Annotated in this window: 21 protein-coding genes and 1 pseudogene; 14 read left to right on the top strand and 8 right to left on the bottom strand. The window is 64.2% G+C overall.

Annotated features, from left to right (window positions below; genetic code table 11):
- The first annotated feature begins 114 nt into the window (after positions 1-114).
- The 7 genes and pseudogenes from trbL to FHT19_RS00395 all read left to right on the top strand — a co-directional run.
- Positions 115-1,419 carry a P-type conjugative transfer protein TrbL gene (gene trbL, locus FHT19_RS00425; RefSeq protein ID WP_169473274.1) on the top strand — a complete coding sequence of 435 codons (1,305 nt, stop codon included), beginning with the start codon at positions 115-117 and terminating at the stop codon, positions 1,417-1,419.
- 5 nt (positions 1,420-1,424) lie between these two features.
- Positions 1,425-2,258, top strand: a complete 834-nt coding sequence (gene trbF / locus FHT19_RS00420; RefSeq protein WP_169473272.1) for a conjugal transfer protein TrbF — start codon at positions 1,425-1,427, stop codon at positions 2,256-2,258.
- Positions 2,255-3,235, top strand: a complete 981-nt coding sequence (gene trbG / locus FHT19_RS00415) for a P-type conjugative transfer protein TrbG (RefSeq protein ID WP_169473270.1) — start codon at positions 2,255-2,257, stop codon at positions 3,233-3,235. Before trbF ends, trbG begins: the two co-directional genes overlap by 4 nt.
- Positions 3,232-4,428 (top strand): TrbI/VirB10 family protein, encoded by a 1,197-nt coding sequence (locus tag FHT19_RS00410; protein ID WP_169473268.1) that lies wholly within the window; start codon positions 3,232-3,234, stop codon positions 4,426-4,428. The genes trbG and FHT19_RS00410 overlap by 4 nt, the downstream gene beginning before the upstream one ends.
- A gap of 10 nt (positions 4,429-4,438) precedes the next feature.
- The gene (locus tag FHT19_RS00405; protein WP_169473266.1) at positions 4,439-4,672 is read left to right on the top strand and encodes a DUF2274 domain-containing protein; all 234 of its coding nucleotides are present in this window, start codon (positions 4,439-4,441) and stop codon (positions 4,670-4,672) included.
- Entirely contained in the window at positions 4,669-4,866 is a 198-nt protein-coding gene (locus FHT19_RS24555) for an AlpA family phage regulatory protein (RefSeq protein ID WP_169473264.1), read from the top strand. Before FHT19_RS00405 ends, FHT19_RS24555 begins: the two co-directional genes overlap by 4 nt.
- A gap of 57 nt (positions 4,867-4,923) precedes the next feature.
- Positions 4,924-6,042: pseudogene (locus FHT19_RS00395) on the top strand (IS3 family transposase); the annotation flags it as partial.
- A 115-nt stretch (positions 6,043-6,157) separates the two neighbouring features.
- Here FHT19_RS00395 and FHT19_RS00390 read toward each other — a convergent pair.
- From FHT19_RS00390 to FHT19_RS00360, 7 genes are all read right to left on the bottom strand, one after another.
- The gene (locus tag FHT19_RS00390) at positions 6,158-8,446 is read right to left on the bottom strand and encodes a TonB-dependent receptor (RefSeq protein WP_169473262.1); all 2,289 of its coding nucleotides are present in this window, start codon (positions 8,444-8,446) and stop codon (positions 6,158-6,160) included.
- A 243-nt stretch (positions 8,447-8,689) separates the two neighbouring features.
- The gene (locus tag FHT19_RS00385) at positions 8,690-9,664 is read right to left on the bottom strand and encodes a TIM barrel protein (protein ID WP_169473260.1); all 975 of its coding nucleotides are present in this window, start codon (positions 9,662-9,664) and stop codon (positions 8,690-8,692) included.
- Positions 9,665-9,695: 31 nt separating this feature from the next.
- Entirely contained in the window at positions 9,696-10,682 is a 987-nt protein-coding gene (locus FHT19_RS00380) for a D-ribose ABC transporter substrate-binding protein (protein ID WP_169473258.1), read from the bottom strand.
- Positions 10,679-11,503: a DeoR/GlpR family DNA-binding transcription regulator gene (locus FHT19_RS00375; protein WP_169474849.1), complete on the bottom strand. Its 825-nt coding sequence runs from the start codon at positions 11,501-11,503 to the stop codon at positions 10,679-10,681. The genes FHT19_RS00380 and FHT19_RS00375 overlap by 4 nt, the downstream gene beginning before the upstream one ends.
- A gap of 5 nt (positions 11,504-11,508) precedes the next feature.
- Positions 11,509-12,504: an ABC transporter permease gene (locus FHT19_RS00370; RefSeq protein ID WP_211188999.1), complete on the bottom strand. Its 996-nt coding sequence runs from the start codon at positions 12,502-12,504 to the stop codon at positions 11,509-11,511.
- Between the two features lie 29 nt (positions 12,505-12,533).
- A complete protein-coding gene (locus tag FHT19_RS00365; protein ID WP_211184806.1) occupies positions 12,534-14,099 on the bottom strand; it encodes a sugar ABC transporter ATP-binding protein in 1,566 nt (521 codons plus the stop codon).
- Positions 14,096-14,707, bottom strand: coding sequence for a DUF2291 family protein (locus tag FHT19_RS00360; protein WP_169473254.1), 612 nt, complete (start codon positions 14,705-14,707; stop codon positions 14,096-14,098). The genes FHT19_RS00365 and FHT19_RS00360 overlap by 4 nt, the downstream gene beginning before the upstream one ends.
- 319 nt (positions 14,708-15,026) lie before the next feature.
- Here FHT19_RS00360 and FHT19_RS00355 point away from each other — a divergent pair, with 319 nt between their 5' ends.
- From FHT19_RS00355 to FHT19_RS00340, 4 genes are all read left to right on the top strand, one after another.
- Complete coding sequence (locus FHT19_RS00355) at positions 15,027-15,812, top strand: transketolase (RefSeq protein ID WP_248290211.1); 786 nt, start codon at positions 15,027-15,029, stop codon at positions 15,810-15,812.
- Positions 15,809-16,762, top strand: a complete 954-nt coding sequence (locus tag FHT19_RS00350) for a transketolase C-terminal domain-containing protein (protein ID WP_169473250.1) — start codon at positions 15,809-15,811, stop codon at positions 16,760-16,762. Before FHT19_RS00355 ends, FHT19_RS00350 begins: the two co-directional genes overlap by 4 nt.
- Entirely contained in the window at positions 16,762-18,255 is a 1,494-nt protein-coding gene (locus FHT19_RS00345) for an FGGY family carbohydrate kinase (RefSeq protein WP_169473248.1), read from the top strand. Before FHT19_RS00350 ends, FHT19_RS00345 begins: the two co-directional genes overlap by 1 nt.
- Before the next feature lie 62 nt (positions 18,256-18,317).
- On the top strand, positions 18,318-19,919 hold the full coding sequence (locus FHT19_RS00340; protein ID WP_169473246.1) for a DUF1593 domain-containing protein: 1,602 nt from the start codon (positions 18,318-18,320) through the stop codon (positions 19,917-19,919).
- A 97-nt stretch (positions 19,920-20,016) separates the two neighbouring features.
- Here the strand turns inward: FHT19_RS00340 and FHT19_RS00335 are convergent, their stop codons facing one another.
- Complete coding sequence (locus FHT19_RS00335; protein ID WP_169473244.1) at positions 20,017-22,716, bottom strand: TonB-dependent receptor; 2,700 nt, start codon at positions 22,714-22,716, stop codon at positions 20,017-20,019.
- 377 nt (positions 22,717-23,093) lie between these two features.
- Here FHT19_RS00335 and FHT19_RS00330 point away from each other — a divergent pair, with 377 nt between their 5' ends.
- The 3 genes from FHT19_RS00330 (at position 23,094) to FHT19_RS00320 (ending at position 26,363) form a co-directional block, all read left to right on the top strand.
- Positions 23,094-24,701: a carboxylesterase/lipase family protein gene (locus tag FHT19_RS00330; protein WP_169473241.1), complete on the top strand. Its 1,608-nt coding sequence runs from the start codon at positions 23,094-23,096 to the stop codon at positions 24,699-24,701.
- A 511-nt stretch (positions 24,702-25,212) separates the two neighbouring features.
- On the top strand, positions 25,213-25,755 hold the full coding sequence (locus tag FHT19_RS24325; protein WP_248290210.1) for a hypothetical protein: 543 nt from the start codon (positions 25,213-25,215) through the stop codon (positions 25,753-25,755).
- A gap of 410 nt (positions 25,756-26,165) precedes the next feature.
- Positions 26,166-26,363 (top strand): hypothetical protein, encoded by a 198-nt coding sequence (locus FHT19_RS00320; RefSeq protein WP_169473237.1) that lies wholly within the window; start codon positions 26,166-26,168, stop codon positions 26,361-26,363.
- The last annotated feature ends 308 nt before the right edge of the window (positions 26,364-26,671 follow it).

The following is a 26,671-nucleotide window of genomic DNA, read 5'->3' as shown; positions in this document are numbered from 1 at the left end:
GGGCGGCGGCGATACCGCGCACCTCTCGCCGCCGTCGCCGCGGGATCCGGTTCCCGCTCCCCAAGACTGGGTCCCGCGGCACCTTTTTGAAGCCAGCATCAGGACGCGAAGCACATGGGCGACCTCAACATCATCGACCAGTTCATGGCGGCCTTCATCCGCTTTATCGACAGCGGGTTCGGGCTCCTGGGCGGCGATGTCAGCTTTCTGACGCGCACGCTGATCGCGCTCGACGTCACGCTGGCCGGGTTGTTCTGGGCGCTGGGCAGCGAGGACAATGTGCTCGGCCGGCTGATCCGCAAGATCCTCTACATCGGCGCTTTCGCGTTCATCATCAACAGCTTCGCGACGCTGTCGAATATCATCTTCCGCTCGTTCGCCCAGGCCGGCGTGACCGCAGGCGGCGGCACGATCACCGCTGCCGATCTGCTCAAGCCCGGCCGCCTTGCCGGGACCGGCTTCTCCGCTGCCTGGCCGCTGCTGCAGCAGGTCAACCAGTACCTCGGCTTCACGACCTTCTTCGACAATTTCCTGACGATAGTCGTGCTGCTGGTCGCCTGGCTGATCGTGATCCTCGCCTTCTTCGTCCTCGCCGTGCAGATGTTCGTCACGATTCTCGAGTTCAAACTGACGAGCCTCGCCGGCTTCATCCTCGTGCCTTTCGCGCTGTGGAACCGCACCAGCTTTCTCGCCGAACGCGTCCTGGGCAATGTGGTGTCCTCGGGCATCAAGGTCATGGTGCTCGCGGTCATCGTCGGCATCGGCTCGAACTACTTCACCCAGTTCACCACCGCGCTGCAGGGCCAGGAACCCGACATCGGCCAGGCAATGAGCTTGGTGCTGGCCAGCCTGGCTCTGCTCGGGCTTGGCATCTTTGGCCCGAGTATCGCATCGGGCTTGGTCGCCGGTGCGCCACAGCTAGGCGCGGGCGCAGCGTTCGGTACCGCACTTGGCGCAGGCGGAGCCCTGTATCTCGGCGGCGCAGGGGTGGCCGGTGCGGCGCGCGGTCTCGCCGCAGCCGGCCTTGGCGCCGTGCGGGCCGGCACCGCGATGGGTTCGGCCGCCTCGACCGCTTACACCCTTGGGCAGCAAGGCGCCGGCTCGTCCAGCGTCGGCGCTGGGATTGGGGGCATGGCAAGCGCTGCGGCCGGTGCCGCGCAGTCGCGCCTCTCCGCCGCGTTCGGTCTGGGCGAAGCGGCCGAGTCCGGGCGCCGGGCCGCGTTCAACGCGATGACCGGGCAGACGACCGCCACTGCCCCGGAAACCACGGACAGCGCGTCGGCGATGCCCGGTTGGGCGCGCGCGATGCAAGCCCAGCAGAGGTCCCGCCACCACCGCCAGACCGCCCTGCATGCCATCCAATCGGGCGACCGTGGCGGACACGGCGCGACCCCCGACATCAAGGAAAGGGAGGACTGATCCCCATGCTTTCGCATTCGACATTGTTCCGACGCGCCGTGCAGCGATACGGCCATACACCCGAGCCCGAGACGCCCTATCAACGGGCAGGACAGCTCTGGGATGAGCGCATCGGCGCGGCCCGCGTCCAGGCCCGCAACTGGCGGCTGATGGCCTTTGGCTGCCTCGGCCTAGCCACCGTGCTGTCGGGCGGCCTGCTCTGGCAGTCGCTGCAAAGCCGTGTCGTGCCCTATGTGGTCGAGGTCGACAAGCTGGGTGAAGCGCGCGCGGTCCAGCCCGCCGACAAGGATTACCAGCCGACCGACAGCCAGGTGGCCTGGTTCCTTTCCCGGTTCATCGAGCATGTCCGGTCGGTCTCGCTCGATCCGGTGCTGATGCGGCAGGACTGGCTTTCCGCGTATGATTTCACGACGAAGCGCGGGAGCCTATTCCTTGGCGATTACGCCCGCGCCGCCGATCCGTTCGCTCATATCGGCGAGCGCACCGTCTCGGTGCAGGTCACCAGCGTGGTGCGCGCCTCGGACAAGTCGTTCCAGATCAAGTGGGTCGAGACCGCTTACGAGCGCGGCGCCCAGGCAGGAAGCTCGCATTGGACCGCGATCCTGACCGTGCAGATGGTACCGCCGACCAGCGCCGATACGCTGCGGAAGAACCCTCTCGGCATCTATGTCGACGCCATCGACTGGAGCCGCGAGCTCGAGCCCACCGGTTCGTCACCAGCGACGCCAACCGCCGTTGCGCCAGCGCGCGCGGCGCTACCGCCGCCCGCCAGCATCCCCGCCGGATCGCCGCTCGATCCCACCCTCGGCGGCGCCGCAAACCAGGAGACCCAGCCATGAAAATCGCCTTTCTCGCGGCAACGGCCCTAGCCGTCGCGGCTCCCACGCCGGTCCACACCCCGTCGAGCGTCCCATCCTTGCCGGCCAAGCCAGCGGTGCAGACGGCAGCGGTGGCGACGCCGCTTCGTGCCCCGGTCGTCTCGCCACCACCGAAGGCAACCAAGCCGGTATCGCGTCGTCGGCATTTATTCCCTTCCCCAGCCGAACGGCGTGTCCGCGCCGCCAATCGCGCTGCAACGCTCGAGCCGACAACCGGCGGCTATCTCAACGCGGTTCAGGTCTTTCCCTACAGCGATGGCGTGATCTACCACGTGCTGGCCGCGCCCGGGCAAGTCACCGACATCGCGCTACAGCCTGGCGAGACGCTGGTGGCGGTGGCGGCGGGTGACACCGTGCGCTGGGTTATCGGCGACACGACGTCCGGAGGGAATGTCAGCAATTCAGGCGAAGCCAAACGCACGCATGTCTTGGTGAAGCCCTTCTCGGCCGGGCTCGCCACCAACATCGTCGTGACAACCGATCGCCGGACCTATCATCTCGCGCTGACCAGCACGGCGCGCACCGCCATGTCGGCATTATCGTGGACGTATCCGCAGGACGCGCTGATCGCGCTCAAGGCTGCGGCCGAAGCGGCGCGCGCGACGCAGCCGGCGGCTTCGGGGTTGTCCGTCGACCAGTTGCATTTCGGCTATGTCATAACCGGCGACAAGCCTGGGTGGCGGCCGCTGCGCGCGTTCGATGACGGACGGCAGACGTTCATCGAGTTCCCGGCCAACCTCGGCGAAAGCGAGGCGCCGCCGCTGTTCCTGGTCGACGCCAAGGGCGACGCCCAACTGGTCAATTACCGTGTGCAGGGTCGCTATTACATCGTCGATCGGATCTTCGATGCGGCAGAGCTGCGCCTCGGGCTCAAGCACCAGGATGTGGTGCGGATCAGCCGGACGGGTGAAGCGGCCAGCCTGCGGAGGCCGTCGTGAGCGAAGCGGCGGCGACGTCGCCTGCCAAGCTCGACCCCGAGAGCCTGGCACTGCGCTCGCGACCACCGCGCGCGATCCGATTCAAGCGCAGCGTCATCATCGCCATCGCGGCCGTGGGATCGATCGGCCTCGTGACGGTGACCTGGCTGGCGCTCAAGCCACATCTGTTCCACGGCGCCTCGGAGCAGGAGGAACTGTCGCAACCCGACCAGCACCCTTCCAGCGACACGCTCAACGGCTTGCCGGCAACCTACGGCGATGTGCCACGGCTCGGGCCGCCACTGCCTGGTGACCTCGGCAAACCGATCCTCGATCGCCAGCAACAACTGGCGGCCGACGTCAACCCGAGCGACCAGCAACGCCAGCAGGCCGAGGTCGCCGAGCATGAGCGCCAGCTCGCCGAAGTGAAAGCCGCGCGCGAATCCGGCTTGCTGGTGCAGAACCGGCAATCAGCCCCTGCTCCAGAGGCAACCGCGGCAAGCGTACCTGCCACCGAGGGCACCCAGCCCAGTCCGTCGAAACTGGCGCTCGATCCGGTCACCGATCCCAATGCGCAGGGACGCAAGGAAGCGTTCGTCGGGAGCCTCGATCCGCGTGGCGACATCAATTCGCATGTCCTGACGCCACCGCCATCACCATACACCCTGTCGGCCGGCAGCGTGATTGCAGCGAGCCTGATCACCGGCTTGCGCTCCGACCTGCCGGGGCTGGTCACCGCGCAGGTTACCGAGAACACCTATGACAGTGCCACCGGGCGTATGCTGCTCATTCCGAAGGGGGCGCGGCTGATCGGCAGCTATGATTCGGTGGTGGCGTTCGGGCAGAGCCGCGCGCTCGTGGTCTGGCAGCGGATCATCTTGCCAAACGGCAGTTCGATCCGGATCGACAATGTGCCGGCAACCGATCCGTCCGGCTATGCAGGCCTCTCGGACAAAGTCGATTACCACACCTGGTCGCTGCTCAAGGGAGTGGCGGTCTCAACCGTGCTCGGGGTGGGTGCAAACCTGACATTCACCGGCGAAAGCGATCTCGTCCAGGCGATCCGGGAATCGACGCAACAGAATGTCTCGCGCGCCGGCGACCAGATCACATCCCGAAATCTGCAGATCCAACCCACGATAACGATACGCCCAGGAGCCCCCATCCGGCTTGTCGTGCATCGTGATCTGATCCTGGCACCCTGGAAGCCATAGGAGGCCTTAGATGCCCGAACTCAAGCTGGCCCGCATCCCCGATCGCACACCGGTGAAACTGACCGTCATGGTCATGCCCGACCTGCACCTTGCCCTGACCGATTATGCCCGGATCTACGCCGACACTTATGGCCGCGAGGAGCCCGTCGCCGAGCTGATCCCGGCCATACTATCCGCCTTTCTGGACAGCGATCGCGGCTTCCTCCGTGCCCGCGAAGCCCTCTCTCGCGAGAAGTCAAAATGACGCGGCCGTCGGAGGAATGTGATCAGTTATTGAGGATCGACGAGGTCAAACGCCGCTTGGGCCTCGGCAAGACGATGATCTACCGGCTGATCAAGCGGGCGGATTTTCCTGCGCCCTGCAAGCTTTCGCCATTCACGGCCCGTTTTGACCTTCCACGGACAATTTCCTCAAGTTGCGATTGGAGTCCGGCCTGAACGAGGACGGACGAGACGAAGCGTAAGCGGTTTACGGAAGAGCAGATCATCGGTGTGATGAAGGAGGCAGAGGCCGGTGCCAAGACCGGCGATCTCGCCGGCGGCATGGCAAATCCGAGGCGACGATCTATAGTTGGAATGGCAAAAATGGCAGCATGAAGTTATCCGAGGCGAAGCGGTTGCCTTCGATGGAGGACGAGAACACGAAACTGAAGCGCCTTCTGGCCGATGCCATCCTGGACAACGCGGTGCTGAAGGTCCTTGTCGCAAAAAATGGTGACGCCCGTCGCACATCGGGAAGCGGTTGCTTATCTCCGGGATCATCAAGGGATGAGGGAATAACGGGCACGTGGTGTGATAGATGCTGATCGCAAGAGCACGCGCTACAAGTCCTGGGCCCGCCGGAGACGGAGTGGCGCGCCCGCCTGCGCGAGCCTGCCAACGAGCGCGGCTAGCTCGGCTATCGCCGGACGCGCATCCTGCTGCGGCGGGAAGGAGAGCATTCAGGCGTCAACCGTGTTTACCGGCTCTAGCGAGAGGAAGGTCTTGGCGTTCGCTGGCGTCAGGCACGGCACGGGGCGGTTGGCACACGGGCACCGGTCCTAGTGGAAGCGCGCCCCAATGCCTGCTGAAGCCTGGACTTCGTCCACAACCAGTTGCTGTGCCCGGCGTTCCGAGTGCTTAGCATCGACGAAGAAGTGACCAGGCTATGCCTCGCCGCGGTCCTTGGCGCATCGATCTCTGGCCGCCGAGTACAGCCGCGAACTGACCTACATCATCGCAAGGAGTGGCAAGCCGGGACTGATCGGCAGTGCCATCGGCACCGAGTTCACGGCGAACGCTGTCCTGGCATGGTGCAAGGATAACGAGATCGAGTGGCACGGCATCGCGCCTGGGAAGCCGATGAAGAACGGCTACCTGGACTTCTTCAACGGGCGAATGCGGGAAGAGCTGTTGAACGAAACCCAGTTTCAAGATCTCAACCACGCCCACGCCGTGATCCGAGAGCGGACAGCCGATTACAACACCTGCCGCCCGCACTCATTGATCGGACGCGAGCGCGCGGCCAGCTACGCGGAAAGGATTGCGGCAAAGCGGGCAGGCATGCCTGCCCGCTTTGCAAACAACGCGCCGAAAGGCATAACCACAATCGCCGCGGCCCTAATCAGAGCTGGGAGAAAGTCCCGTTACAGGTCACCATCACTAGTATGCTCGAACACAGGCTCACTATGCATTCGCGATTTCATGCCTTGTAAACCCCAAAAATCGCGTCTTTTCTTACAAAATATTTCTAGAACTTTGTTTCAAGGCGAAGTCCTGCATAACGATGCGCGTCTCGCCCATACCAGCTATTGAACACTGGCTTGTTACCCCAACGCCCGCCGACATCGGAGATCGACGAAGCATAGCGCTTGTCGGTGACATTGTTGACGAAGGCCGTGACACTCCAGCGCTCGTCGTGGTCGGCAATGCCCGCAGACAGGTTGAGCAAGGCATAGGCGCCCTGCACAGATCCGGTGTTCCAGTTCGAGCTGAACGCAATCGCCGACTGGTAGGTTAGCACACCACCCAGGTTGGCATCGAGAGCATCGTTCAGCGCAACGCTCTTTTCGGCGCCGGCGTTGAACTTCCACAGCGGGGCGCTGGGCAGGCGCTTGCCCGACAGATCCTGATAGCTGGCGCCGCCCGAAGTGGTGCAACCCATCGCCGCGGTCTGGCCCGAATAGCAGTTGGCGCCCACGAAGCTGTCATAGCGGGCATTGGTATAGGCGCCGGCGAAATTGAACGACAGGCCCTGCCCGGCGCGCACCGTGGCGTCCATTTCGATGCCGCGCGTGCTCGCCTTGCCCGCGTTGGTCATCTGGAACGTGGGCACGGTAACCGTGGGATCGACGCTCTGAACCTGGAAGTTGTGGTAGACGGCATAGAATGCCGCGATGTTGAGCGACAGGTGGCGATCGAAGAAGTCGCCCTTCATGCCCAGTTCGGCGCCATCGACCCGTTCCTTGTTGACGGGCGTGATGGTGTTGGTGGCCGTGAACGTGCCATCGAGGTTATAGACCTTGGGCTTGTAGCCACGCGAATACTTCGCATAGACATTCACCCATTGCGACATCTGCTGCTTGAGCGTGACATCGCCCACCAGCGTGCTGAAGCTGTCGGAACCGGTACGGCTGAACTGGTTGGTCGCGCTGGCGGGCGTGGTGTTGTATTGCAAATCATACTGATACGCGATCTTGTCGCGGTTGAAGCGCAGGCCGGTGGTCAGCGTCGTGCCCCGCGCCAGCGTCCAATCCGCGCGCAGATAGGCAGCATAGGAATTGTTTTCCGCCACGCGATAGGCGCCGAAGGGAATGGCCGTGCCAAAGGCCGGCCGGTCGAACTGGAAGCCGGTCTTGCTATAGTCATAGTACACGCCGCCAAGCAGGCGCACCGGGCCGAGTTGGTCGGTCGAAAAGCGCAGTTCCTGGTTGAAACCGCGAATGTCCAGCTGCGAGCGCTGGATGTTGTTCCAGCTATACGTGCCGCCCGAGCCCAGCGACGCCCAATCGAGCGCCTGCATATAGGTATCATAGCGCAGGTCGCGCTTTTCGCGGGAATAGGCGCTGAGCGAGGTGAACGTCACCTTGCCCGTGCGATATTCGATCGCGAGGCTGTAGAGTTGATCCTTGGAGTGCTGGCCCGGCGTGGTGATCGTGGCATAGTCGGTGTTGCTGCTGCTCGGCGTGATGCCCGGAAGCGCTGCCGATTGAGCATAAGTGCCACGGAACTTGGCGGCCGGATCGACATAGGAATAGGCCTGGAACGCGCCGACATCGCGGGTGTCGATGTAGTTGCCCGAGAGCGTCACCTTCAGCCCGTCGAGCGGCTGCCACTGCAGTTTGCCGCGCACGCCGAAGTTTTCGGAATAGTCCTTCTGCCCGGTTGTGAGATTGCGCGTGATCGAATCGGTATGCGAGCCAAAGCCAGACAGCGTGTAACCAACCGTCTCGCTCAAAGGACCGGAAATGAAGGCCGATCCGCGATATTCGCCGTCTTCGGTGATCGTCGCGTTGGCTTGGCCCTGGAATGTGTCAGTGGGCTTGCGCGTCACGATGTTGATCACGCCGATCGAGGCGGCGCGGCCACCCAGGGTGGATTGCGGGCCACGCAGCACTTCCACGCTGGCGATATCCGACAGCTGGCGCGCGGCCAGCGATTCCGGAGCGAGCGTGACGCCATCGAGCATGACCGCGACGCCGCTGGGGGAACCGACGGTCACAACCGCAGTGCTGATGCCGCGCAAGGTGTAGAAGGGACGCAGCGTCGTGGAAGCTGGCTGCGCGACCAGCGAAGGCACGGCCTTGCCCAGATCGTCGATCGTGGTCACGCCGGCGCGGGTCAATTGCACCGGTGCCACCACAGCGACGGCGGCCGGCGTATCGCGAAGATTTTCCGAACGCTTCTGCGCGGTAACGACGATCTCCTGGCTATCGACAGCCTGCGATTGGTCTTGCGGTTGGGCTTCGGCCGCCAGGGCCGGAACGGCGGCAAGCAGAGCCGGCATGCATGCACCGATCATCAGAATTCGAGAGTTCATGTCACCCTCCCTCCTTGTAACGCGCACCTTGCGGACCCGCCCTCGGGCCCGGCGCTTGGTGGCCGATATACGCGCTACGAAAGGGCAGACAAGCTAAAATCGAAAGTAAACGAAAGACAATTTAGCGCTATACCGAAACGTGTCTATTTTGCATCACCCCGCCCCTCCCGATTGCCAGAATCAGGAGGGGCGCCAGCTGTACCAGCCGACGCCCGCCTTGAAGTCTCGTTCACATGAAACGGTTCAGATGCCGAACAAGGCCTTGCGCGCCAGCTTCTGCGCGCCCAGCGCATCCTGGCGATCCTGCGCGGCCTGCAAGGCCTCGAAATCGAGCCGGTCGAGCGCGGTGTCGATGTGCTTGAGGAAATCGATCGCCATGTCGGCCGCTTCCACCCCGTTCTCCCGGAACGGAAACTGGTCGAGCTGCCACACGCCTTCCCAGTTGTTCTTGCGCAAAGTGTAGAAGAACTCGAACAATTCGATCGGATGCACGGTGCCGGCCACCATGTCATCGTCCCAGGCGCGCAGGTTGTCGTTCACATCCATGCCGAACAGACGCCCATGGTCGATTGCGAGCTGGGCAGAATCCGCGGGGCTTTCCCCGGCGAACAGCGCGTGGCCGAAATCGAGCAGGATGCCCACGTTGGGCAGGCCCATCGCCTCGATCCCCAGCAGCGTGCGCGCCACCGAATCGAAAGCCATGTGCACGCGCGGTTCGCGGGGCTTGTATTCGATCACAAACTTGAGGTCAGGGTTCTGGCTGGCCAGCTCGCCGATGCCGTCGATGGACAAGCGCCACAGCTTGCGGTGATCGACCTGGAACGGATAGTCCCAGCCATCCTGGCCCGGCCAGAGCTTGACGTAGGACGCACCGAAACGGCGCACGAGGTCTGCGGCCTGGTTGCACACTTCGTTGGCGCGGCGGCGCACGCCGGCGTCGGGATTGGTGAAAGCCCCGCGCGAGAACTCGCGGTTGTAGATTTCGGGCGTGATCCCGATCACCGAAAGATTGTTGCGCTTGAGCGCAGTTTCCACCGCGTCGACCGAGACGTCGGCGCTCCAGGGAAAGTTGATGTCGACCACCGAGAGATCGCGCACCTGGCCGGCCAGGTCGATCATCTCGATCAGGTTGCGTGGCGGGCCATAGCCATCGGTGGCATAACGATCGACATACGTGGCGAAGTGCCAGATGCCGGCACCGAAGGTCAGTTTGCTCATCGGGAATCCCCTTGGAAAGTGGGAAGGAAAGCTAGTGCGCAGCGGCAGACTGTGCCGCTGGCTGCAGAGCGAAATCGGCAACGCGCGCCGCGTTGTCTCGCGTGACCAGCACGCAGTCCATGATCAGCTTTTCCGCCTGCCCGGTACTGCCGGTGCGCAGCTGGCGATCGGCCAGATCGACGGCATAGCGCGCCTGGTGCCAGGCGGGTTGCAACACGGTCGCCACGGCCTGGCCGCGACGAATGGCGTCGCGCATGTCGTTCGAACCGTCGAAACCGACAACCGGCACGTCGCTGCGCCCGGCACCCTGGAGCGCGGCGAGCGCGCCCATGGCCATGGTGTCGTTACCCGCGATCACACCTTTCACTTCGGGGTGCGCCTGGAGGATGGACTGCATGCGGGTAAAGGCTTCGGACTGGCTCCAGTTGGCCGATTGTCGCGCGATCGGCACAAGGCCGCGATACTGGTCGAGCACTTCGTGGAACCCGCGCGAGCGGACGGTGGCGTTGGTATCGGATTCCTTGCCGACGAGTTCGACATAGGGGCCCTTGCCGCCCATCGCCTGGGCCAGGGCCAGGGCGCCCTGCATCGCGCCCTGATAGTTGTTCGAAACGATCTGCGCGCTCGCCACGCCGCGCGCGGCGATTTCGCGGTCGATCAGCAAGACGGAAATGCCGGCGTTGCGGGCCTTTTGCACGGCCGCCACGCTGGCTTCGGCGCCGGCATTGTCGAGGATGATCGCCGCGGCGTTGCGGGCAATGGCGGTATCGATCAGTTCGCTCTGCTTGAAGGCGTCGTCGCCATGCGAGAACTTGAGCGTATCATAGCCGAGCTCGTGCGCGCGTTCCTCCGCGCCGGCGGCTTCCTGACCAAAGAACGGATTGTCGAGCGAAGGGGTGATGATGACGATCAGCCGCGATGCCTTGTGCCCAGCGGTGCCCCACCAGGTCAGGCCCGCGACCAAGACCAAGGCCAGGCCGATAAGCCAGGCTTTCACACCACCCCGCACCTGCTTCATGCCACGATGACCTCTATGCCCGCATCCTCGAAGCGCGCCTTGTCGCTGTCGGAAATGCCGCTGTCGGTGATCAGGCAATGAATCATGCCGATCGGCCCGACCGATGAAAACGAACGCCGCCCGATCTTGGAGGAATCGACGACGAGATAGACCTTTTCCGCGCTGGCGATCATCGCGCGCTTAATCGGCAGGTCGGCCAGCGAAGGGATGCTCATGCCATCCTCGATCGAAACCGCTGCCGCCGCCAGGAACAGCCGCTTGACGAACAGGCCCTGGAAATAGTCGGCCGATCCCTCCCCGCTGAGCGACAGGGTCGGCGCCTTGAAATGGCCGCTGGGCATGTGGACCGAAACGCCCTGCTGCGCGCCAAGCAGCAGCGCGATGTTGAGCCCGTTGGTGATCACCGTCAGGTCGCGCCGCTCCAGCAGGTTCGCCGCCACCTGGGTGGTGGTGGAGCCAGCGTCGAGCGTGATCGTCTCGCCATCCTCCACCAGCGCTGCTGCGGCCAGGCCGATCCGGTGCTTCGCGTCCATGTTCTCGTGATGCTGCAGCGCCATGGCGCGCACTTGCTGGGGCACGGACTTGAGGAACGCGCCGCCGTGTACGCGCTCGATCTGGCCGTCGGATTCAAGTCGCTCGAGATCCTGGCGGATCGTCACTTCCGATACGCCGAAAGCCTTGGACAATTCGCGCACGCGCGCGCTGCCTTCCTCGCGAATCCATTCGAGGATTTCCGCGCGGCGGCCTTCGGCAAAGCGCACGTTGCCATCGGCCCGACGCGCCTCAACAGAACCTTCCGTGTCACGCTTGCCCTGCGCCATATCTGTCAACCAAGCCTTTCCTGCAGACGATCGAGAACCACGGCGGCCACGATCACGGCCCCCTTGATGACCATCTGCCAGAATTCGCTGATGCCGACCATGACCATGCCGTCACCCAGCACGCCGATCACGCAGGCACCCACCAGCGTGCCGCCGATCGTACCACGCCCGCCCGCCAGGGAGGCGCCACCCAGCACGACCGCGGCAATGCCGTTGAGTTCGAAAGCCTCGCCCGAAGCGGGATGCGCGGCAACGAGGTCTGAAGCGACCAGCAGGCCCACCAGCGCGGCGGTCGCGCCGGAAATCGCATAGACCGCGCACTTGATCCGATCGACCCGCACGCCCGAAAGCAGTGCCGCGCGCTCGCTGCCGCCCACAGCATAGACGCGACGGCCAAAGGTGGTGGCCCCAGCCACCGCCGCTGCGCCCACCGCCAGCACCGCGAGGAGCCAGACGGGCACTGGCACGCCGAGCACCACGCCCGCGCCCAGCCAGCCGAAACCCTGATTGCCCAGCGCCGGATTGCCTGAAAGGTTGGGGAACGTGGCGCCGTTCGAAAGCAGCAGCGCCGCGCCGCGCGCCATATAGAGCGTGCCCAGCGTGGCGATGAACGGCGCCACCTTGAGGCGGCTGACCAGCACGCCGTTGATCAACCCGAGCGCGGCGCCCAGCGCCACCACCAGAACCACCACCAGCGGGATTGAGGGATAGATCACATAGCCAAGCGCCGTCAGCGGCAAGCCGTCAAGGATCAGCGCGCCCGCGACCATGCCCGAAAGCCCGGCGATCGAGCCCACCGACAAATCGATGCCGCCGGTGAGGATCACGAAAGTCATGCCGATCGCCAGGATCGCCACGATGGCGATGTGCTTGAGCATGATCATGGCATTGGCCACGGTGAGGAAATTGGGCGCCAGCACGGAAAAGATGGCCAGCACCAGGGCCAGCGCCAGCAGGGTGCGAAACCGCAGCATGATCGCCATGGCGCCGTTCCCGTTCACGACTTGATCCTTCACGTTCGCACTCATCCCTAGATTGCCGGTTGCGGCGCCACGAGCGCCGGCGCGGCCTGGTTGGCCGCCGCGATTAAGATCTCTTCGCTGCATTGGCGCACCGGCTGGTCGAGCGTGAGGTGGCCCTTGGACAAGACCACCACGCGGTCGGCAATCGCGAGCACTTCCAGCACGTCCGAACTGGTGAACACCACGGCAAGGCCAGAGGCGGCGAGCTCGCGGATCGTCGAAAAGATTTCAGCGCGCGCGCCCACATCGATGCCGCGCGTCGGCTCGTCCAGCAGCAGCACCTTGGGCCCGGGCAACAGGGCCCGGCCAATCAGCGCCTTCTGCTGGTTGCCGCCAGACAACGCGGTGATTGCCGACAGGCGCGAGGCAGCCTTGACGCCCAGGCGGGCGATCATCCCGTCGACCGCGCGGGCCTCGGCCGGATCGGACACGACCCCGTGGCGGGCGCAACTTGCCAGGTCGCTCAGCGATATGTTGCGGCCCACGTCGAGATTGGCGAAAATGCCCTGCTGCTTGCGGTCTTCCGACACGAACAGCAGCCCGCGGTCGATCCGGTCGGCCACCGAAAGGCGCGAGATGTCCGCACCCTGAAACGTGACACGGCCTTCGGCCGCCTTGCGCGCGCCGATAGCGACTTCGAGCAATTCGGTCCGGCCCGCGCCAAGCAGGCCATAAATTCCCAGGATGCAGCCCGCGCGCACATCCAGGTCGATGCCGTGCAGCGCCGCCGAAACCCGATCGCGGGGAGAGCGAATGCCTTCCAGCGAAAGAACCGCCAGCCCATCGATGGGCAGGGATTCGGCGCGTTCGAGCTGGCCTTCCTCGCCCAGCATCTGGCCGATGATCCAGGCGACCGAAGCGTCCGCCGCCGCGGCCGTCGCCACCACGCGGCCATCGCGCATCACGGTGATGCGGTCGCCCACACGCAGCAGTTCTTCCAGCCGGTGCGAGATATAGACAAGCCCCACGCCCTGCCGCTTGAGATCGGCGATGACCTCGAACAGCACCTCGACTTCGGCTTCGCTCAAGGCCGAAGTGGGCTCGTCCAGGATCAGCACGCGGCATTCCTCGGCCAGCGCCTTGGCAATTTCCACGATCTGCTGCTCGCCGATCGACAGGCTGTCGACGCGGCGATCGGGATCTATGTCCTGGCGCAGCCGGGCGAGCACCGCGCGAGCCATGTCGCGCTCACGCGCGCGGTCGAGCCGGCCCAGCCTTTCGCGGCCCGTGCCCAGCAGGAAGATGTTTTCCGCCACTGTCAGGTTGGGGCACAAGTTGAGTTCCTGGTGGACCATGCCGATGCCGCGCGCCGCGGCATCGCGCACCCCGGCGAGGCGCACGGGCTGCTCGTCGACCAGCACTTCGCCTTCGGTGGGCGTCTCGATGCCGGCGAGAATCTTCATCAGCGTGGACTTGCCCGCGCCGTTTTCGCCGATCAGCACATGGACCTGGCCCGGCTCCACCACGAAGTCCACGCCGTGCAGCGCCGTCACGCCACCATAGCGCTTAACCACGCCCTGCGCCCGCATCAGCGGGCGCTCACCCCCGCCTTGTGCCCGCGTCAGCGGATTCACAGTGCGGTGCCCGCCACAAGGCGCACGGGGACCACGCGCCAGCCGTCGCCCGGCTCCTCTGGCGCACGCACCGCGCCGATAAAGGAGACCGCCGAACCAGGGGCAAGATGCGCCGCCACCGGGCGGGTCTGGCCCAGCGCATGCAGATTCAGCTGGCTCGCCACCGCGCCGAACGCCATCTGGTCGGGCATGTCGTTGAAGGGATAGAGCGGCAGCGCATCGCGCAGCGCCGTGTCGATCAGCACCGGGCCCATTTCCAGGCGGACGTCGCCCACACCGTCCACGCGCAGATCGATGCCGCCCGCCGGATCGGCCAGGTCGCTGCTGGCAACCACGCCCTGGCCCTTGACCAGAAACCGGTAGGCAGAGGTATCGGAGGGACGATGCCCATGGGCGGCGCCGAACGCATTCAGTTGCCCGGCGCGCGCAGCATTCGCCAGATCGGCAAAGGGCACGGCACCTTGGGTGACGGCGGGCATGATCTTGCTCTGCCAATCGTGATCGACCAGCGCGACTGCATCGAAGCCCTGTCCGGCCGCAGCCTTGAGGCGGCGGTTTTCCTCGACCGTCAGCACCTTGCAGCCGGCCGACAACAACACGGCAATCATGGCCAGCGCGAATCGTCCCGATCGTGTCCCCGATCGCGTCATCGCTTGCATCCGGGGAACTGCGCTTGCCATCCAGCCACCTCTCCTTGCGGTCCTTCGTCTGCCGCGTTGGAGTTGGCGTTACCGAGTTTCCACCGCGGCTTCAAGCGCCAGACTCGCTAAATGAAAGAAATTCGAAAAAAATCGAAAGGGTAAACCTTGCCCCCCTCTTTCGGTTACGATAATGGCCAGCCGGCAAAAGGGGAGATTAGAGTCCATGCCGCAAGCGCTGGCAGAACGCCGCCCAGACCTCGCACAACGCGTCCTTCATGTCCGCGAAATGGCTCGCTGGATCCGCAAGCGCGCCTTGCGGATGGTATTCGAAGCCCGCCAGGGACACCCCGGCGGCGACCTTTCGGCCACCGACGTGCTGGCCACCCTCTATTTCGATTCGATGCGTTACGATCCCGGCCAGCCGGCCGACCCGGCGCGCGATCGCTTCATCATGTCCAAGGGCCACGCAACCGGCGCGCTCTACAGCACCCTCGCCAAGGCCGGCTTCTTTCCCGAGGAAGAATTGACCACCTACATGCAGCCGCTCTCGCGGCTCAATGGGCACCCCAACCGCGTCAAGATCCCAGGCGTCGAAACCAACACTGGTCCGCTGGGCCACGGGTTGCCGGTGGCAGTGGGCATCGCGATTGCCGGTCAAATCGATAGGGCGGACTATCGCGTCTTCGTGATCACCGGCGATGGCGAGCTGCAGGAAGGCAGCAACTGGGAAGCCGCGATGACCGCCGGCCATCGCAAGCTCTCCAACCTGACCGTGGTGGTCGATCGCAATCGCTTGCAGCAGGGCGCCGGCACGGAGGACACGGTCGGTCTGGAACCCCTGGGCGACAAGTGGCGCGCATTCGGCTGGGACGTGGTCGAAGTGAACGGGCACGATGTCGAAGCGCTGATCCCGCTGCTGGATGGGTCGGTCGCCCGCAGCCGGCCGCTCTGCATCGTGGCCAACACGATCAAGGGCAAAGGCGTTTCGTTCATGGAAAACAAGGCCAGCTGGCATCATGGTGTGCCCAATGCCGAGCAGTACGCACAAGCGATGAAGGAACTCGACGCATGAGCAGCCCCGCCCCGGCCAAGGCCGGTCTGTATGACTGCCGCGATGCCTATGTTGCCACGCTCGAAGCCCTGGGTGCCGCCGATCCGCGCGTGGTCGCCGTCGTCAACGACAGCGTCGGTTCGAGCAAGCTCGGCGGCTTTCGTGACAAGTTTCCCGAGCGCCTGATCAACGTGGGCATTGCCGAACAGGCCATGGTCGGCGTCGGCGCGGGCCTGGCCAATGGCGGCAAGATCGCGTTCGTCAGCGGCGCCGCGTGCTTTCTCACCGGCCGCGCACTGGAACAGGTCAAGGCGGATTGCGCCTATTCGCAAGCCAATGTGAAGCTCTGCGGGATTTCCAGCGGCGTCGCCTATGGCGAACTGGGCCCCACGCACCATTCGATCGAAGATGTGGCCTGGCTGCGCACCATGGGAGACATTACGGTGATCGTGCCGGCCGATCCCTGGGAAACCGAACAGGCAATTCGCGCCGCCGCCGCGCTCGATGGCCCGGTCTTCGTGCGCATCAGCCGCATGGGCGTGCCCGCACTACCCCGCCCGGCCGACGCCACATTCACGATCGGGAAGGCCGAAGTGCTGCGCGAGGGCAACAACGCGGCGATCCTGGCCAATGGTACGGTCGTGTGCCGCGCGCTCGCTGCTGCCGAAGAACTGGCGCAACAGGGCATCGCCGCGCGCGTGATCAACATGGCGTCCATGTCACCGATCGATGTCGAGGCGATCCTGGCCGCCGCCCAGACCGGCGCGATCGTCACGGCAGAAGAGCACAGCGTGCGAGGTGGCCTGGGCAGCGCCGTTGCTGAAATCGTGTCGCAAAACCAGCCCTGCCGCATGAAGATCCTGGGCTTCGAAGGCTTCCAGCCGACCGGCTCGGCCGAATTCCTGATGGAACGCGCCGGGTTGACCGGGCCGTCGATCGCCTCGGCCGTGCGCACGCTGCTGGGTCGCTGATGGCCAGCGCGCCAGCCATCCTGGCGATCGACCAGGGCACGACCAACACCAAGGCCCTGGTGGTGGGCCTCGATGGCATGATCCTGGGCACCGGCTCCGTTCCCACCGGAGTCGATCATCCCGAGCCAGGCTGGGCGCAGACCCCGGCGGAAACGATCCGCGACAGCGTGGCCGCCGCGGTCATGGCCGCCCGCGCGCAGGCGGGCGATGCCGCGATCCTGGCGATCGGCATTTCGAACCAGCGAGAATCCGTGGTGGCCTGGGATGCAGTGAGCGGCGAAGCGGTGGGCCCTTGCGTGATCTGGCAGTGCCTGCGCAGCGCACCCTTATGTGATGCCTTGCGCCAGGCCGGCCATGCCGACGATGTGGCCGCGCGCTCGGGGTTGGGGCTCGATCCGATGTTTTCGGCAGGCAAGCTGCGCTGGCTGCTCGACTATGGAGCCGGCCCACGCGGCACCGCGCGGCAGTTGGCCGACGCAGGCGAATTGCGCGCCGGCACTGTCGATGCCTGGCTGCTTTGGACGTTGACCGGCGGCGCCGACCACGCTTGCGACGCAGGGAATGCGTCGCGCACCCAGTTGCTCAATCTCGACATGGTCGACTGGGACTCGCGCCTGCTCGACCTGTTCGGCATTCCCGCCGGCATCCTTCCTGTGGTGCGTGCCTCGAACGCGCTGTTCGGCCTTACTGCCGGCGGCTTTGCCGGACTGCCCGAAGGCATTCCGATCCACGCCATGATGGGCGATTCCCACGCTGCCCTGTTCGGCCATGCGATCGATGGACCGGGCCGGGTCAAGGTCACGCTGGGCACTGGTTCGTCGCTGATGGCGCCTACCGTCACCCGCACCCGCTCGACCCACGGGCTCTCCTCCACAATCGCCTGGCAGCGCGGCGAGACGCCTGTTCATGCCCTCGAAGGCAACATCATCGTGTCGGGCCATGCCGCTAGCTTTGGCGCGCAATTGCTGGGGCTGAACGGGCCGGAAGACCTGACCATCCTGGCTGCCAGCGTGCCCGATGCCTGCGGCGTCCATGTTGTGCCCGCGCTCGCGGGCTTGGGCGCGCCGCACTGGCAGGCCGATGCGCGCGGCCTAGTCTGCGGCTTGTCGCTGGGATCGCGCCCGGCCCATGTCGCACGCGCGGTGCTCGAAGGCATCGCACACCAGATATGCGACGTGCTTGCCGCGCTCGAAGCGGACCTAGGCCAGCCTTTCGCCGCGATTTGCGTGGATGGTCAGGCCGCGGCCAACGATCTTCTCATGCAGATGCTGGCCGACCTGTCGGGCCGCACGGTCGAACGGCCCGCGCAGACCGCGTTGAGCGCGCTGGGTGCCGCCATGCTCGCGGCCGAAACAATCGGCCGGCCGCTGGCCGAAAGCCTGCGCGCCCGCGACCGCAGCTTTGCGCCCGAACTTTCCGCAGCACTGCGCCAGGCCGCGCGCGCGGCGTGGCGCCTGGCGGTGGCGCGCGCCACGATGGAACCGCCGATCTGACCCCAGCCAACCCGCGACAACAACGAACGGCCGTGGACGCCGTCGCAAGGAGAGGACATCCGATGCCTGCATTCCCCCTGGTCCGCACCGCACTGGCAGCCTTGCTGCCGTTAAGCGTTCTTGCCGCGACACCCGCGCATGCCGCAGCGTCTGCGCCGACTTATGCCGAGCCACCCGCCGGCGCGCGTCCGCGCGTGGTGATCACCACCGATCCCGAGCTGGACGATTTCAACTCGCTCTTGCGCTTCCTGCTCTACGCGCCCGATTTCAAAGTGGAAGGCCTGGTCTACGCCAGCAGCCAGTTCCACTGGAAGGGCGACGGCAAGGGCACCGCACGCACGTTTCCCGGTCGTGAATACAACCGTGGCGGGGTGGATGCCTGCCCCTGCACCTCGTGGCGCTGGGCCAAGGGCGAGCGGTTCATCGACAAGGCGCTGGATCTCTATGCCCAGGCCTGGCCCAACTTGCGCGTCCACAACCCCGCCTATCCCAGCCCGGCCGCGCTGCGCGCCAAAGTGCGCTGGGGCAACGTCGCGTTCGATGGCGACATAAGCGAAGACACCGCGGGCAGTGAACTGATCCGTAAGCTGCTGCTCGATGACCAGGAAACGCCGGTCTATCTTCACGCCTGGGGCGGCCAGAGCACGATCGCCCGCGCGCTCAAGCGGATCGAGGACGATTATGCCGGCAAGCCCGAATGGGCGGCAATCCGCGCCAAGGTTATCCGCAAGGCGGTGATTCAGCCTTCGGGCGATCAGGACGATACTTATGCCAAATACATCGAGCCGCACTGGCCCGAGATCCGCTATAACCAGCAATCCGATGGCGCGAGCCTGGCCTACTTCTCGCAGCTGACTCTCAGCGCCGAAGATGCCGCGCTGCTGGGCGCCGATTGGACGCGCCGATGGATCTCATCGCGCGGCCCGATCGGCGCGGCCTATCGCGTCTGGGGCGATGGCAAGCAGATGGTGCCGGGCGACAAGTACGATTACTTCGGCATCGCCAGCGAGACCGCAGCACAATTGCGCGCCGAAGGCTATCACGTCTGGGCACCGATCATGGCGCCCGGGTCGTTCATTTCCGAAGGCGATACGCCCACATTCCTCAACCTGGTCGACAATGGCCTGCAAGGCTGGCGAGACAGCAGCTTCGGCGGATGGGGCGGGGTCCATTCCCACAGCGAGACGTACGGTGTCTCGCCAGAGGCCGCAGCGGCAATCCGGGCCATGTTGGCCAATCCTGCTGCGCAGGTCACCGTGCCGCGCGCGCCGACGTCACCCTTCTTCCGCGCCGTGCAGAACGATTTTGCCGCGCGCCTCCTCTGGGCCGTCACGCCGCGCCGCGCCGATGCCAACCATGCCCCGGTGGTGCAGCTTGCCGGTCCGGTCCAGCGCAGCGCGCGCGCCGGTGCCTGGCTCGACCTGTCGGTGCGAGCCAGCGATCCCGATGGCAATCGCCTGGCCTTGCGCTGGTGGCCCTATGCCGCCGCCGGAACCTATCCCGGGACGCTGCCCGCCACGCTCGGCACCGGCCCTGCCTTGCGCTTTCAGGTGCCCGCCGATGCCAAGCCGGGCCAGACTCTACACCTGATTGCCGAAGCGACCGATGATGGCACGCCGGCCTTGGCCCACTATGCCCGCGTGGTGGTGACCGTCGCGGAATAGCGCCACGCAAAAAGCCGGGGTCAGGCGAGGTTTCCCCGTCCCGCCTGCCCCCGGCCTAGAGTCTTTCGGCGGGGTTGCCCCCGCCGTCCGACATTCCTTAGAACTTCGTGCGCAGCCCGAACTGCACCAGGCGTCCCAGCGTCGAGCCATTGGCATAGCCCGAACCGGCATTGCGCCACGGCGGATCCTGATCGAGCAGGTTGTTGACCGTCAGCGACAGCGACACCGGCCGCTTCAGCCCCAGCTTTTCCAGATCGAGCGCGGCAAAGAGGTTCACCGTGTTGAATGCGCCGACACGCGGCTGCAGCGGTTCGCCGATGATCGGGTAGCCGCCCGAGTGGTTGAGCGAGACTCGGCTCGAGAGTGCTCCGGAATCGAGGCCCAGCGAGGCGACGAAGTTGAAGCGGCTGACGCCGTTGTCGAGGCGCTCGACATAGGCCGAAGTCGGCGAATCCTTGGTCTTGCGATGAAGCGTGTAGGTGCCGGCGAACCCGGCATTGATCGTGCCGAAGCCGACGGGACGGCGCAGCGTGACATTGAAGTCGATCCCGTCCTGCTTGAGCCGGCCACGGTTGTAGCGGCGCAAGTCGTAGATTGCATAAGGATTGTTGGCGGCGAAGAACGAGGCCAGCGAAGTGAAATTGTCCGCGCGAACGCCGCCCGAAAACGCCGTTGCCTGGGCCAATGTGGGATTGAGAATATAGAACGGCGCATTGGTGGGATCGGCATAGAAGCTGGCTCCGCCCAACAGCCCGCCGATATTGACGCTGATCTGGTCCTTGAAATCGACGTTGTAATAGGTCGCGCTGATCGTCAGGCCCTTGAAGAAATCGGGCTGGATATCGGTGCCGAGCGACCAGGTCGTGGCGCGTTCGGGCCGCAGGTTGGGGTTGCCGCCGGAAATGTAGAGAATGGGGCGGAACACATCGGCAGGCGAACTGCCCGGCGCCAGGTTCAGCACGATCGGGATCGACGAGACGCGCGCGTCAACCGCGCCGGTGGTATCGGCCAGGCTGGGCGCGTGGAACGAAGTGCCCCAGTTGCCGCGGAACGAAATGCCGTGAACCGGGCGATAAGTGAACCCGATCTTGGGATTGGTGGTGCCGCCCACGTCGTCGTAATGGTCATAGCGGACCGAGCCGGTGAGATCGAGCGCCTGGACCATGGTCATGGCGTTACCGGGCCCGACCAACGGCACCAGCACTTCGCCATAGATCGACGCGACGTTGCGCGAGGCAATGGCGCGGTTCTGCTTGGGGCTGGCGTCGGCGCCGAATGCAATGTGGGCGTCGATCTTTTCCCAATGATATTCGCTCCCCACGGCCAGGCGAAGATCGCCGCCCGGCAGGCTCATCACCGCGCCATCGGCCACGATCCGCGCTTCGGCCAACTTCTGGGTGGCTTCCGAGAAGTTGGTGTAACCGCGAATGCCGGTCAACACGGCCGGGTTGGTCTGGCTCAGATCATAGGGATTGAGCGCTGCCGAAGTCGTCATGGCAGCCAGCGCCGCATTGACCGCATCGGTGTTGATCGAACGTTCGGTCGTGGAATTGTAGCTCTGGCCATAATTGAGCATGCCGCGCAGCTTCCAGTCGTGCGGCAGGCTGTAAGTGAAAGTCGGCGTAAAGCCCCAGGAATTGAAGCGCGCGGGATTGTCGGTGCCCTTGCCGAAGACCGGGCTGTAATCGAACAGCACCTGCTGGCTGGTTTCGGTGCCGATCGGACGGAAATAGGGGTTGGCCGACGTGATCGTGCTGTTGGTGGACAGAGGCGCTGTCAGGGTATGCGTGACGCGCTCCGAGAAATAGCCGGTAAGGTTGAACGAAAGCTTGTCACTCAGGTCCTGGTCGAGTGTGCCGAAGACGGTATGGCGACGCTCGCGCGGGTAGATGTCTGCATAATCGGTGTTGCTGCAGAGGTTGCGTGTGCCGGCCACCAGACCGGGCATGGCATACGTGACGCCGCCCACGATCAGATTGGGCTGCGCGCACGTGGTCACGCGGCGATCGCTACCGCCATTGGCGGTGTTGTTCTGCGTAACGTAGTCGCGCTCGATGCCCTGGATATTGTTGTGCCAGGCATAGGCATAAGACAGCGTGAACGAGCCACTGCCCCAATCCTTGCCCGCCGTGACGTTGCCATCGAGCGTGGCGTAGCCATCGGCGAAACCATAATTAGCAGCGATGTCAACACCAGAGCTGCGCTTGCGGGTGATGATATTGATGACCCCGCCGATGGCATCCGAGCCATAGATCGACGAACCGCCATCGGGCACGACTTCGACCCGCTCGATAATGCCGGGCGGGATGATCGTGGGATCGGCGTACGTCTGCAGAATGCCCGAGCCGACCAAACGATGCCCGTTGAGCAGGAGCAGCGTGGTGGTGCCGCCCGAAGCGCCCAGGTTGCGCAAGTTGGTCTGTGCGATGGGCTGGCCGAAACTGGCTGAACCGGATGGGAACGAGTTGAAATTGCTGACCTGGGGAATGGTCGCCAGCAGGTTGTTGGTCGAAGAGGCGCCCGTTGCGCGGATGTCGGCGGTGGACACGCCGATCACATTGGTGCCAACCGGAGCGACGCCTCGGATAAGCGTGCCCGTCACGACGATTTCGCGCACTTGCGTGTTGTCCGCTTCGCTGGTCGCATCGGCGCTGGCAGCCGTCGACGGCAAGGCGGCTGGCGGATCGGCAGCAGGCACGGCTTGGGCCGCAGCCGGGCTGACCATCGCAGATACGCAAAGCCCTGCCGCCATGGCGCTGCCTGACAGCGCGGCGGCACGAAATTGTGGCGATTTCATGCAGTTCCTCTCCTGGTTCGCACCTGGCTTTGGCCATTTGAAAAAGGGTGCTTTCTGTCGCGACTCGTAACGACTCGTTGCCAATCGATCAACTAATTCTTTCGTTTGATTTCGTTTGCGACAACCGATCCATCGCGATCGTCCCTATTCCGGCCGTGCGACGTGACGCCACGGTGTCATTTGCGCTGGGACGTCTCACGCATCCTGCGCAGTCTGTTGAAACCGACGAATCTGCGGAATGCGGCAATCTTCGGCCGCCACAATCCCAAGCCCGCGGCGTCGGATGAAAAGCCGATTGACCACTTTCGAATAACTTCATATTCGATCGCTTCGAAAATAAAAGAAGCCGCTTTCGGTTGCGAGAGGACCCCATTCGCATGACATCTTCCGTTTCCCGCCGCAACCTGCTGGGCGCCACGGCCGCTCTCGCCACGAGCCTCGCCAGCCGTTCGTTCACGAGCCCTGCTTTTGGCGGAGACTTCGGCGCAGCCACGCCAATCGTGAAGACCACCAACGGGCCGGTGCGCGGCCGCTATGAATTGAGCGGGACGCTGGCTTTCAAGGGTCTGCGCTATGCCGCGCCACCCGTCGGCGTGCTGCGTTTCCGCCCGCCCCAGCCGCTCCAGCCTTGGACCAACGTGGCCGACGCCGGACGCTTCGGGGCATCGGCAATCCAGGCCCAAGGCCAGCGCGATGCCCCGTTCGATGAGACGCAAAGCGAGGACTGCCTGTTCCTCAACGTCTGGACGCAAGGGCTTGACCAGCCCAAGCCGGTCATGGTCTGGCTGCACGGCGGTGCCTTTTCGTCGGGCGCCGGCACGCGTCCGACCTATTGGGGCGATCATTTCGCGCGCGATGGCGTCGTGCTGGTCAGCATCAACCATCGACTCAACGTCTTCGGCTATGCCCAGCTGCCCGAGAGCTGGGGCCCCGATTACCGATCGTCGGGCGTGGCTGGTCTGCTCGACATCGTGGCGGCGCTGCGCTGGGTGCGCGACAATATCGCGCAGTTCGGCGGCGATCCGTCCAATGTCACGTTGTTTGGCGAAAGTGGTGGCGGTGCGAAAGTCTCGCTGCTCATGGGCATGCCCGATGCCAAGGGCCTGTTCCACAAGGCGGCGATCCAGAGCGGCGCCGATCTCGACGCCACGCCGCGCGCCTATGCCACGGCGCTCGGCGGCGCGCTGATCGACAAGCTCGGGGTCAGGCCGGGCGACGTCCAGGGCCTCGCCGCCGTGCCGACCCAGACGATCTTCGACATCCAGCAAGCGGCTGTCGATGCGGTCGCCAAGCTCGCCCCCACCGGCTTCCTGGCGGGGGACTTCACCCCCAGCATCGATGGCAAGGCCTTGCCACGCGGCCCCTTCACGCCCGATGCCTCGCCGCTCTGCGCCGATATTCCGCTGCTTATCGGCACCAACAAGGACGAAGGCACGATGTTCGCCCTGGGCGACAAGAGCCTGGCGACCGCAACGGACACAGACCTTGAAGCTGCCGTGCGCAAGGTTCTGCCCCGCAAGGCCGGCGAAGTGGTCGCCACCCTGCGCGAGACCTATCCAGGCTATAGTCCCGGCGACCTGATCACCGCGTTCAACGGCAACCGCATGTTCTGGACCAACACCATTCTGCTGGCTGAGCGCAAGGTGCGGCAGGGGCCACCGGTGTGGATGTATCGCATGGACTGGGAAACCCCGGTATTTGGGGGTCGACTCAAGGCCGGACACGCGGTCGAACTGTCTTTTGTCTTCGGCACGCAGGACAACATTCGCGACTTCGTCGGCCCCGGCCCTGGCTCCGATCGCATGGCCGTGCAGATGCACCCGGCCTGGGTGGCCTTTGCCAAGACCGGAAACCCGCAACACGCTGGCATCCCGCCCTGGCCCGCCTATGATCTGGCACGACGCCAAACCATGATATTCAACCTGGAATCGCGCGTGCAAAGCGATCCCCACGCTGCGTTGCGGCGGCTATTGGTAGAGAAATAATGTGGTGGCATCGCCAACCCTCCCTGTGGATCGCCAGAAGAATGGGTTGCGGACAAATTCGCAGAAAATTTAATAATTTAATATAAAAATTGAGATTTTCAGGGTAGTTCCGTAAGATTTGGAAGTCGCGATCCGGCTCGATTATATAATTATCTAGAAATAGGTCACCACGGAAACCGCATCTTCTATTAGATTTTTGGCCTCGGAGATTGAGGGAAAGGGTGCAATCTCAAGCGCGGAGGCTCTTTTGTCCAGTTGACGCGCTCCCTTATTCTCCACCTAACTTGATTAGATTCTGGCCAATTGTGATCCGCCACCATTCTCTGGACCACTCCGGGTTAGAGTTTCCCGGTCAGGGTCACGGTGACGGGCTGGGTGCGTCACCGGAATTCATCAGCGTGATCGGGGGCTTGTTGCCGATGGCACCGTGCGGCCGATCCTCGTTGTAGATCCTATGGGTGTCCGACTCGGACGCGCGCCGGGCGGTCCGGCGCAAAGCCGGAGACCTGTCATGACCGATGCATCCCTGATTTGCACTGTCGCAATTGAGCTTAGCCGCGCGCGCTGGGTAGTCGGCGCTCTGCCGCCAACGGGCAACAAGGTTTCCGTCGGCGCGGTACCTGGCGGTGACACCGATCGTCTCGTGCAACACCTCAACAAGATCCAGACCCGGCTTGCCCGTGAGTTCGGACAGGGGATTGAATTGAAGGTTTGCTTCGAAGCCGGGTATGACGGATTCTGGCTTGCGCGTTTCCTTCGTGATCGCGGCATCGACGTCTTTGTACTGGATGCTGCCAGCTTCCTTGTGTCACGACGCGGCCGTCGGACCAAGACTGACCGGATCGATGTGGAGGCTATGACTTTCACCCTTCGCGCTTACCTGGCTGGCGATCTCAGCGTTTGTCGGGTTGTACCGGTACCAACACCAGAAGCCGAAGACGCAAAGCGGATCAGCCGCGAGCGCACGCGCCTGGCATCTATCAGGATGATCGCATTGCGTTCGGAAGATGCCGGGTCAACGATCGCATGCGTGGAGAAGATAATCAGCTTGTAGCGCATGAGCGCGCCGCGCTCGTCAAGCTGACGGAGCCTCGCCTCCGTCGCATCGGTGCCAGTGAAGACGGTCTTCCCCGGCGTCAGCCGATATTGGCGAGCAAGGTCCGACACCTCGGTCTTGGAGCCTGGAAGGGCACCCCACGCCTGCAGGGGAGACGCAGCCGGCGTGCGGTCGAACGCCGGTGCTCCAATGACCATAACCGCGTCCCGTCTCAGCGACTGGTGCGCTTTCAGTCGATCGGTTAGGTCGATCAGGAGCCCAAGCGACGGCGCGTACGAAACGACGGTGTGCGCAGCGATCGGTGCCCCGTTGATGAAGAGGGTGTCGAACGGGATTGCCGCGAGCAGACCGTCAGGGACGACGATCCAGCGAGTTGATTTCTGGACCTCATCGGCACCGAAGCCTATGTGGCCCACAAAGACGCGCGCTTCCCGGCTGCAGATAACAAAGTGATCGCCGAAAATCCCGCATTCGATCTTTCGGACCAGAGCATACGGGATCGCTTCGCCCGCGCCTATGCCGCCACGTCTGCGCTCTATTATAGCGGGCAACCCAGCCTCGACGACATCCTCGGGCGCATCCAGGAGTATGCGGATCGACTGTGAGAGATCAGCGCGGGCCTACTTCAATTGGACGATACGAAGGCGGCCGGATCTGATGCGGAAACGTGATATCCGAATCACGGTGAACGAGACAGCTGGCAGCTAAAAATGCCGGCAAAGGGACTCGAACCTCATAAACAAAAAGTCGTGGGGTATCGATGAGGGTATCGGCTGATGACGTCATGAAAAAATGATTATTTCTCAATTCACTAGCGCGATTTTCGAGTCCTCTCCTGCCACTTTCTCTCTTGGCCGGATAGCCCGGCCATTCTTCCAAATTACCCGCAAAAAAATGGAACGGCCCCGTTCCG

Origin of the sequence: Novosphingobium sp. SG919 (assembly GCF_012932495.1) — a bacterium.
Classification (GTDB): domain Bacteria; phylum Pseudomonadota; class Alphaproteobacteria; order Sphingomonadales; family Sphingomonadaceae; genus Novosphingobium; species Novosphingobium rhizosphaerae.
The sequence above is the reverse complement of the archived record's forward strand: the minus strand, read 5'-3'. Positions and strand labels throughout refer to the sequence as shown.

Bases quoted from the DNA above. Each gene is read 5' to 3' on its own strand.
- trbL (WP_169473274.1), top strand. From the start codon at position 115: ATGGGCGACCTCAACATCATCGACCAGTTCATGGCGGCCTTCATCCGC.
- trbF (WP_169473272.1), top strand. From the start codon at position 1,425: ATGCTTTCGCATTCGACATTGTTCCGACGCGCCGTGCAGCGATACGGC.
- trbG (WP_169473270.1), top strand. From the start codon at position 2,255: ATGAAAATCGCCTTTCTCGCGGCAACGGCCCTAGCCGTCGCGGCTCCC.
- FHT19_RS00405 (WP_169473266.1), top strand. From the start codon at position 4,439: ATGCCCGAACTCAAGCTGGCCCGCATCCCCGATCGCACACCGGTGAAA.
- FHT19_RS24555 (WP_169473264.1), top strand. From the start codon at position 4,669: ATGACGCGGCCGTCGGAGGAATGTGATCAGTTATTGAGGATCGACGAG.
- FHT19_RS00390 (WP_169473262.1), bottom strand. From the start codon at position 8,446: ATGAACTCTCGAATTCTGATGATCGGTGCATGCATGCCGGCTCTGCTT.
- FHT19_RS00385 (WP_169473260.1), bottom strand. From the start codon at position 9,664: ATGAGCAAACTGACCTTCGGTGCCGGCATCTGGCACTTCGCCACGTAT.
- FHT19_RS00380 (WP_169473258.1), bottom strand. From the start codon at position 10,682: ATGAAGCAGGTGCGGGGTGGTGTGAAAGCCTGGCTTATCGGCCTGGCC.
- FHT19_RS00375 (WP_169474849.1), bottom strand. From the start codon at position 11,503: ATGGCGCAGGGCAAGCGTGACACGGAAGGTTCTGTTGAGGCGCGTCGG.
- FHT19_RS00360 (WP_169473254.1), bottom strand. From the start codon at position 14,707: ATGATTGCCGTGTTGTTGTCGGCCGGCTGCAAGGTGCTGACGGTCGAG.
- FHT19_RS00355 (WP_248290211.1), top strand. From the start codon at position 15,027: ATGGCTCGCTGGATCCGCAAGCGCGCCTTGCGGATGGTATTCGAAGCC.
- FHT19_RS00350 (WP_169473250.1), top strand. From the start codon at position 15,809: ATGAGCAGCCCCGCCCCGGCCAAGGCCGGTCTGTATGACTGCCGCGAT.
- FHT19_RS00345 (WP_169473248.1), top strand. From the start codon at position 16,762: ATGGCCAGCGCGCCAGCCATCCTGGCGATCGACCAGGGCACGACCAAC.
- FHT19_RS00340 (WP_169473246.1), top strand. From the start codon at position 18,318: ATGCCTGCATTCCCCCTGGTCCGCACCGCACTGGCAGCCTTGCTGCCG.
- FHT19_RS00335 (WP_169473244.1), bottom strand. From the start codon at position 22,716: ATGAAATCGCCACAATTTCGTGCCGCCGCGCTGTCAGGCAGCGCCATG.
- FHT19_RS00330 (WP_169473241.1), top strand. From the start codon at position 23,094: ATGACATCTTCCGTTTCCCGCCGCAACCTGCTGGGCGCCACGGCCGCT.
- FHT19_RS24325 (WP_248290210.1), top strand. From the start codon at position 25,213: ATGACCGATGCATCCCTGATTTGCACTGTCGCAATTGAGCTTAGCCGC.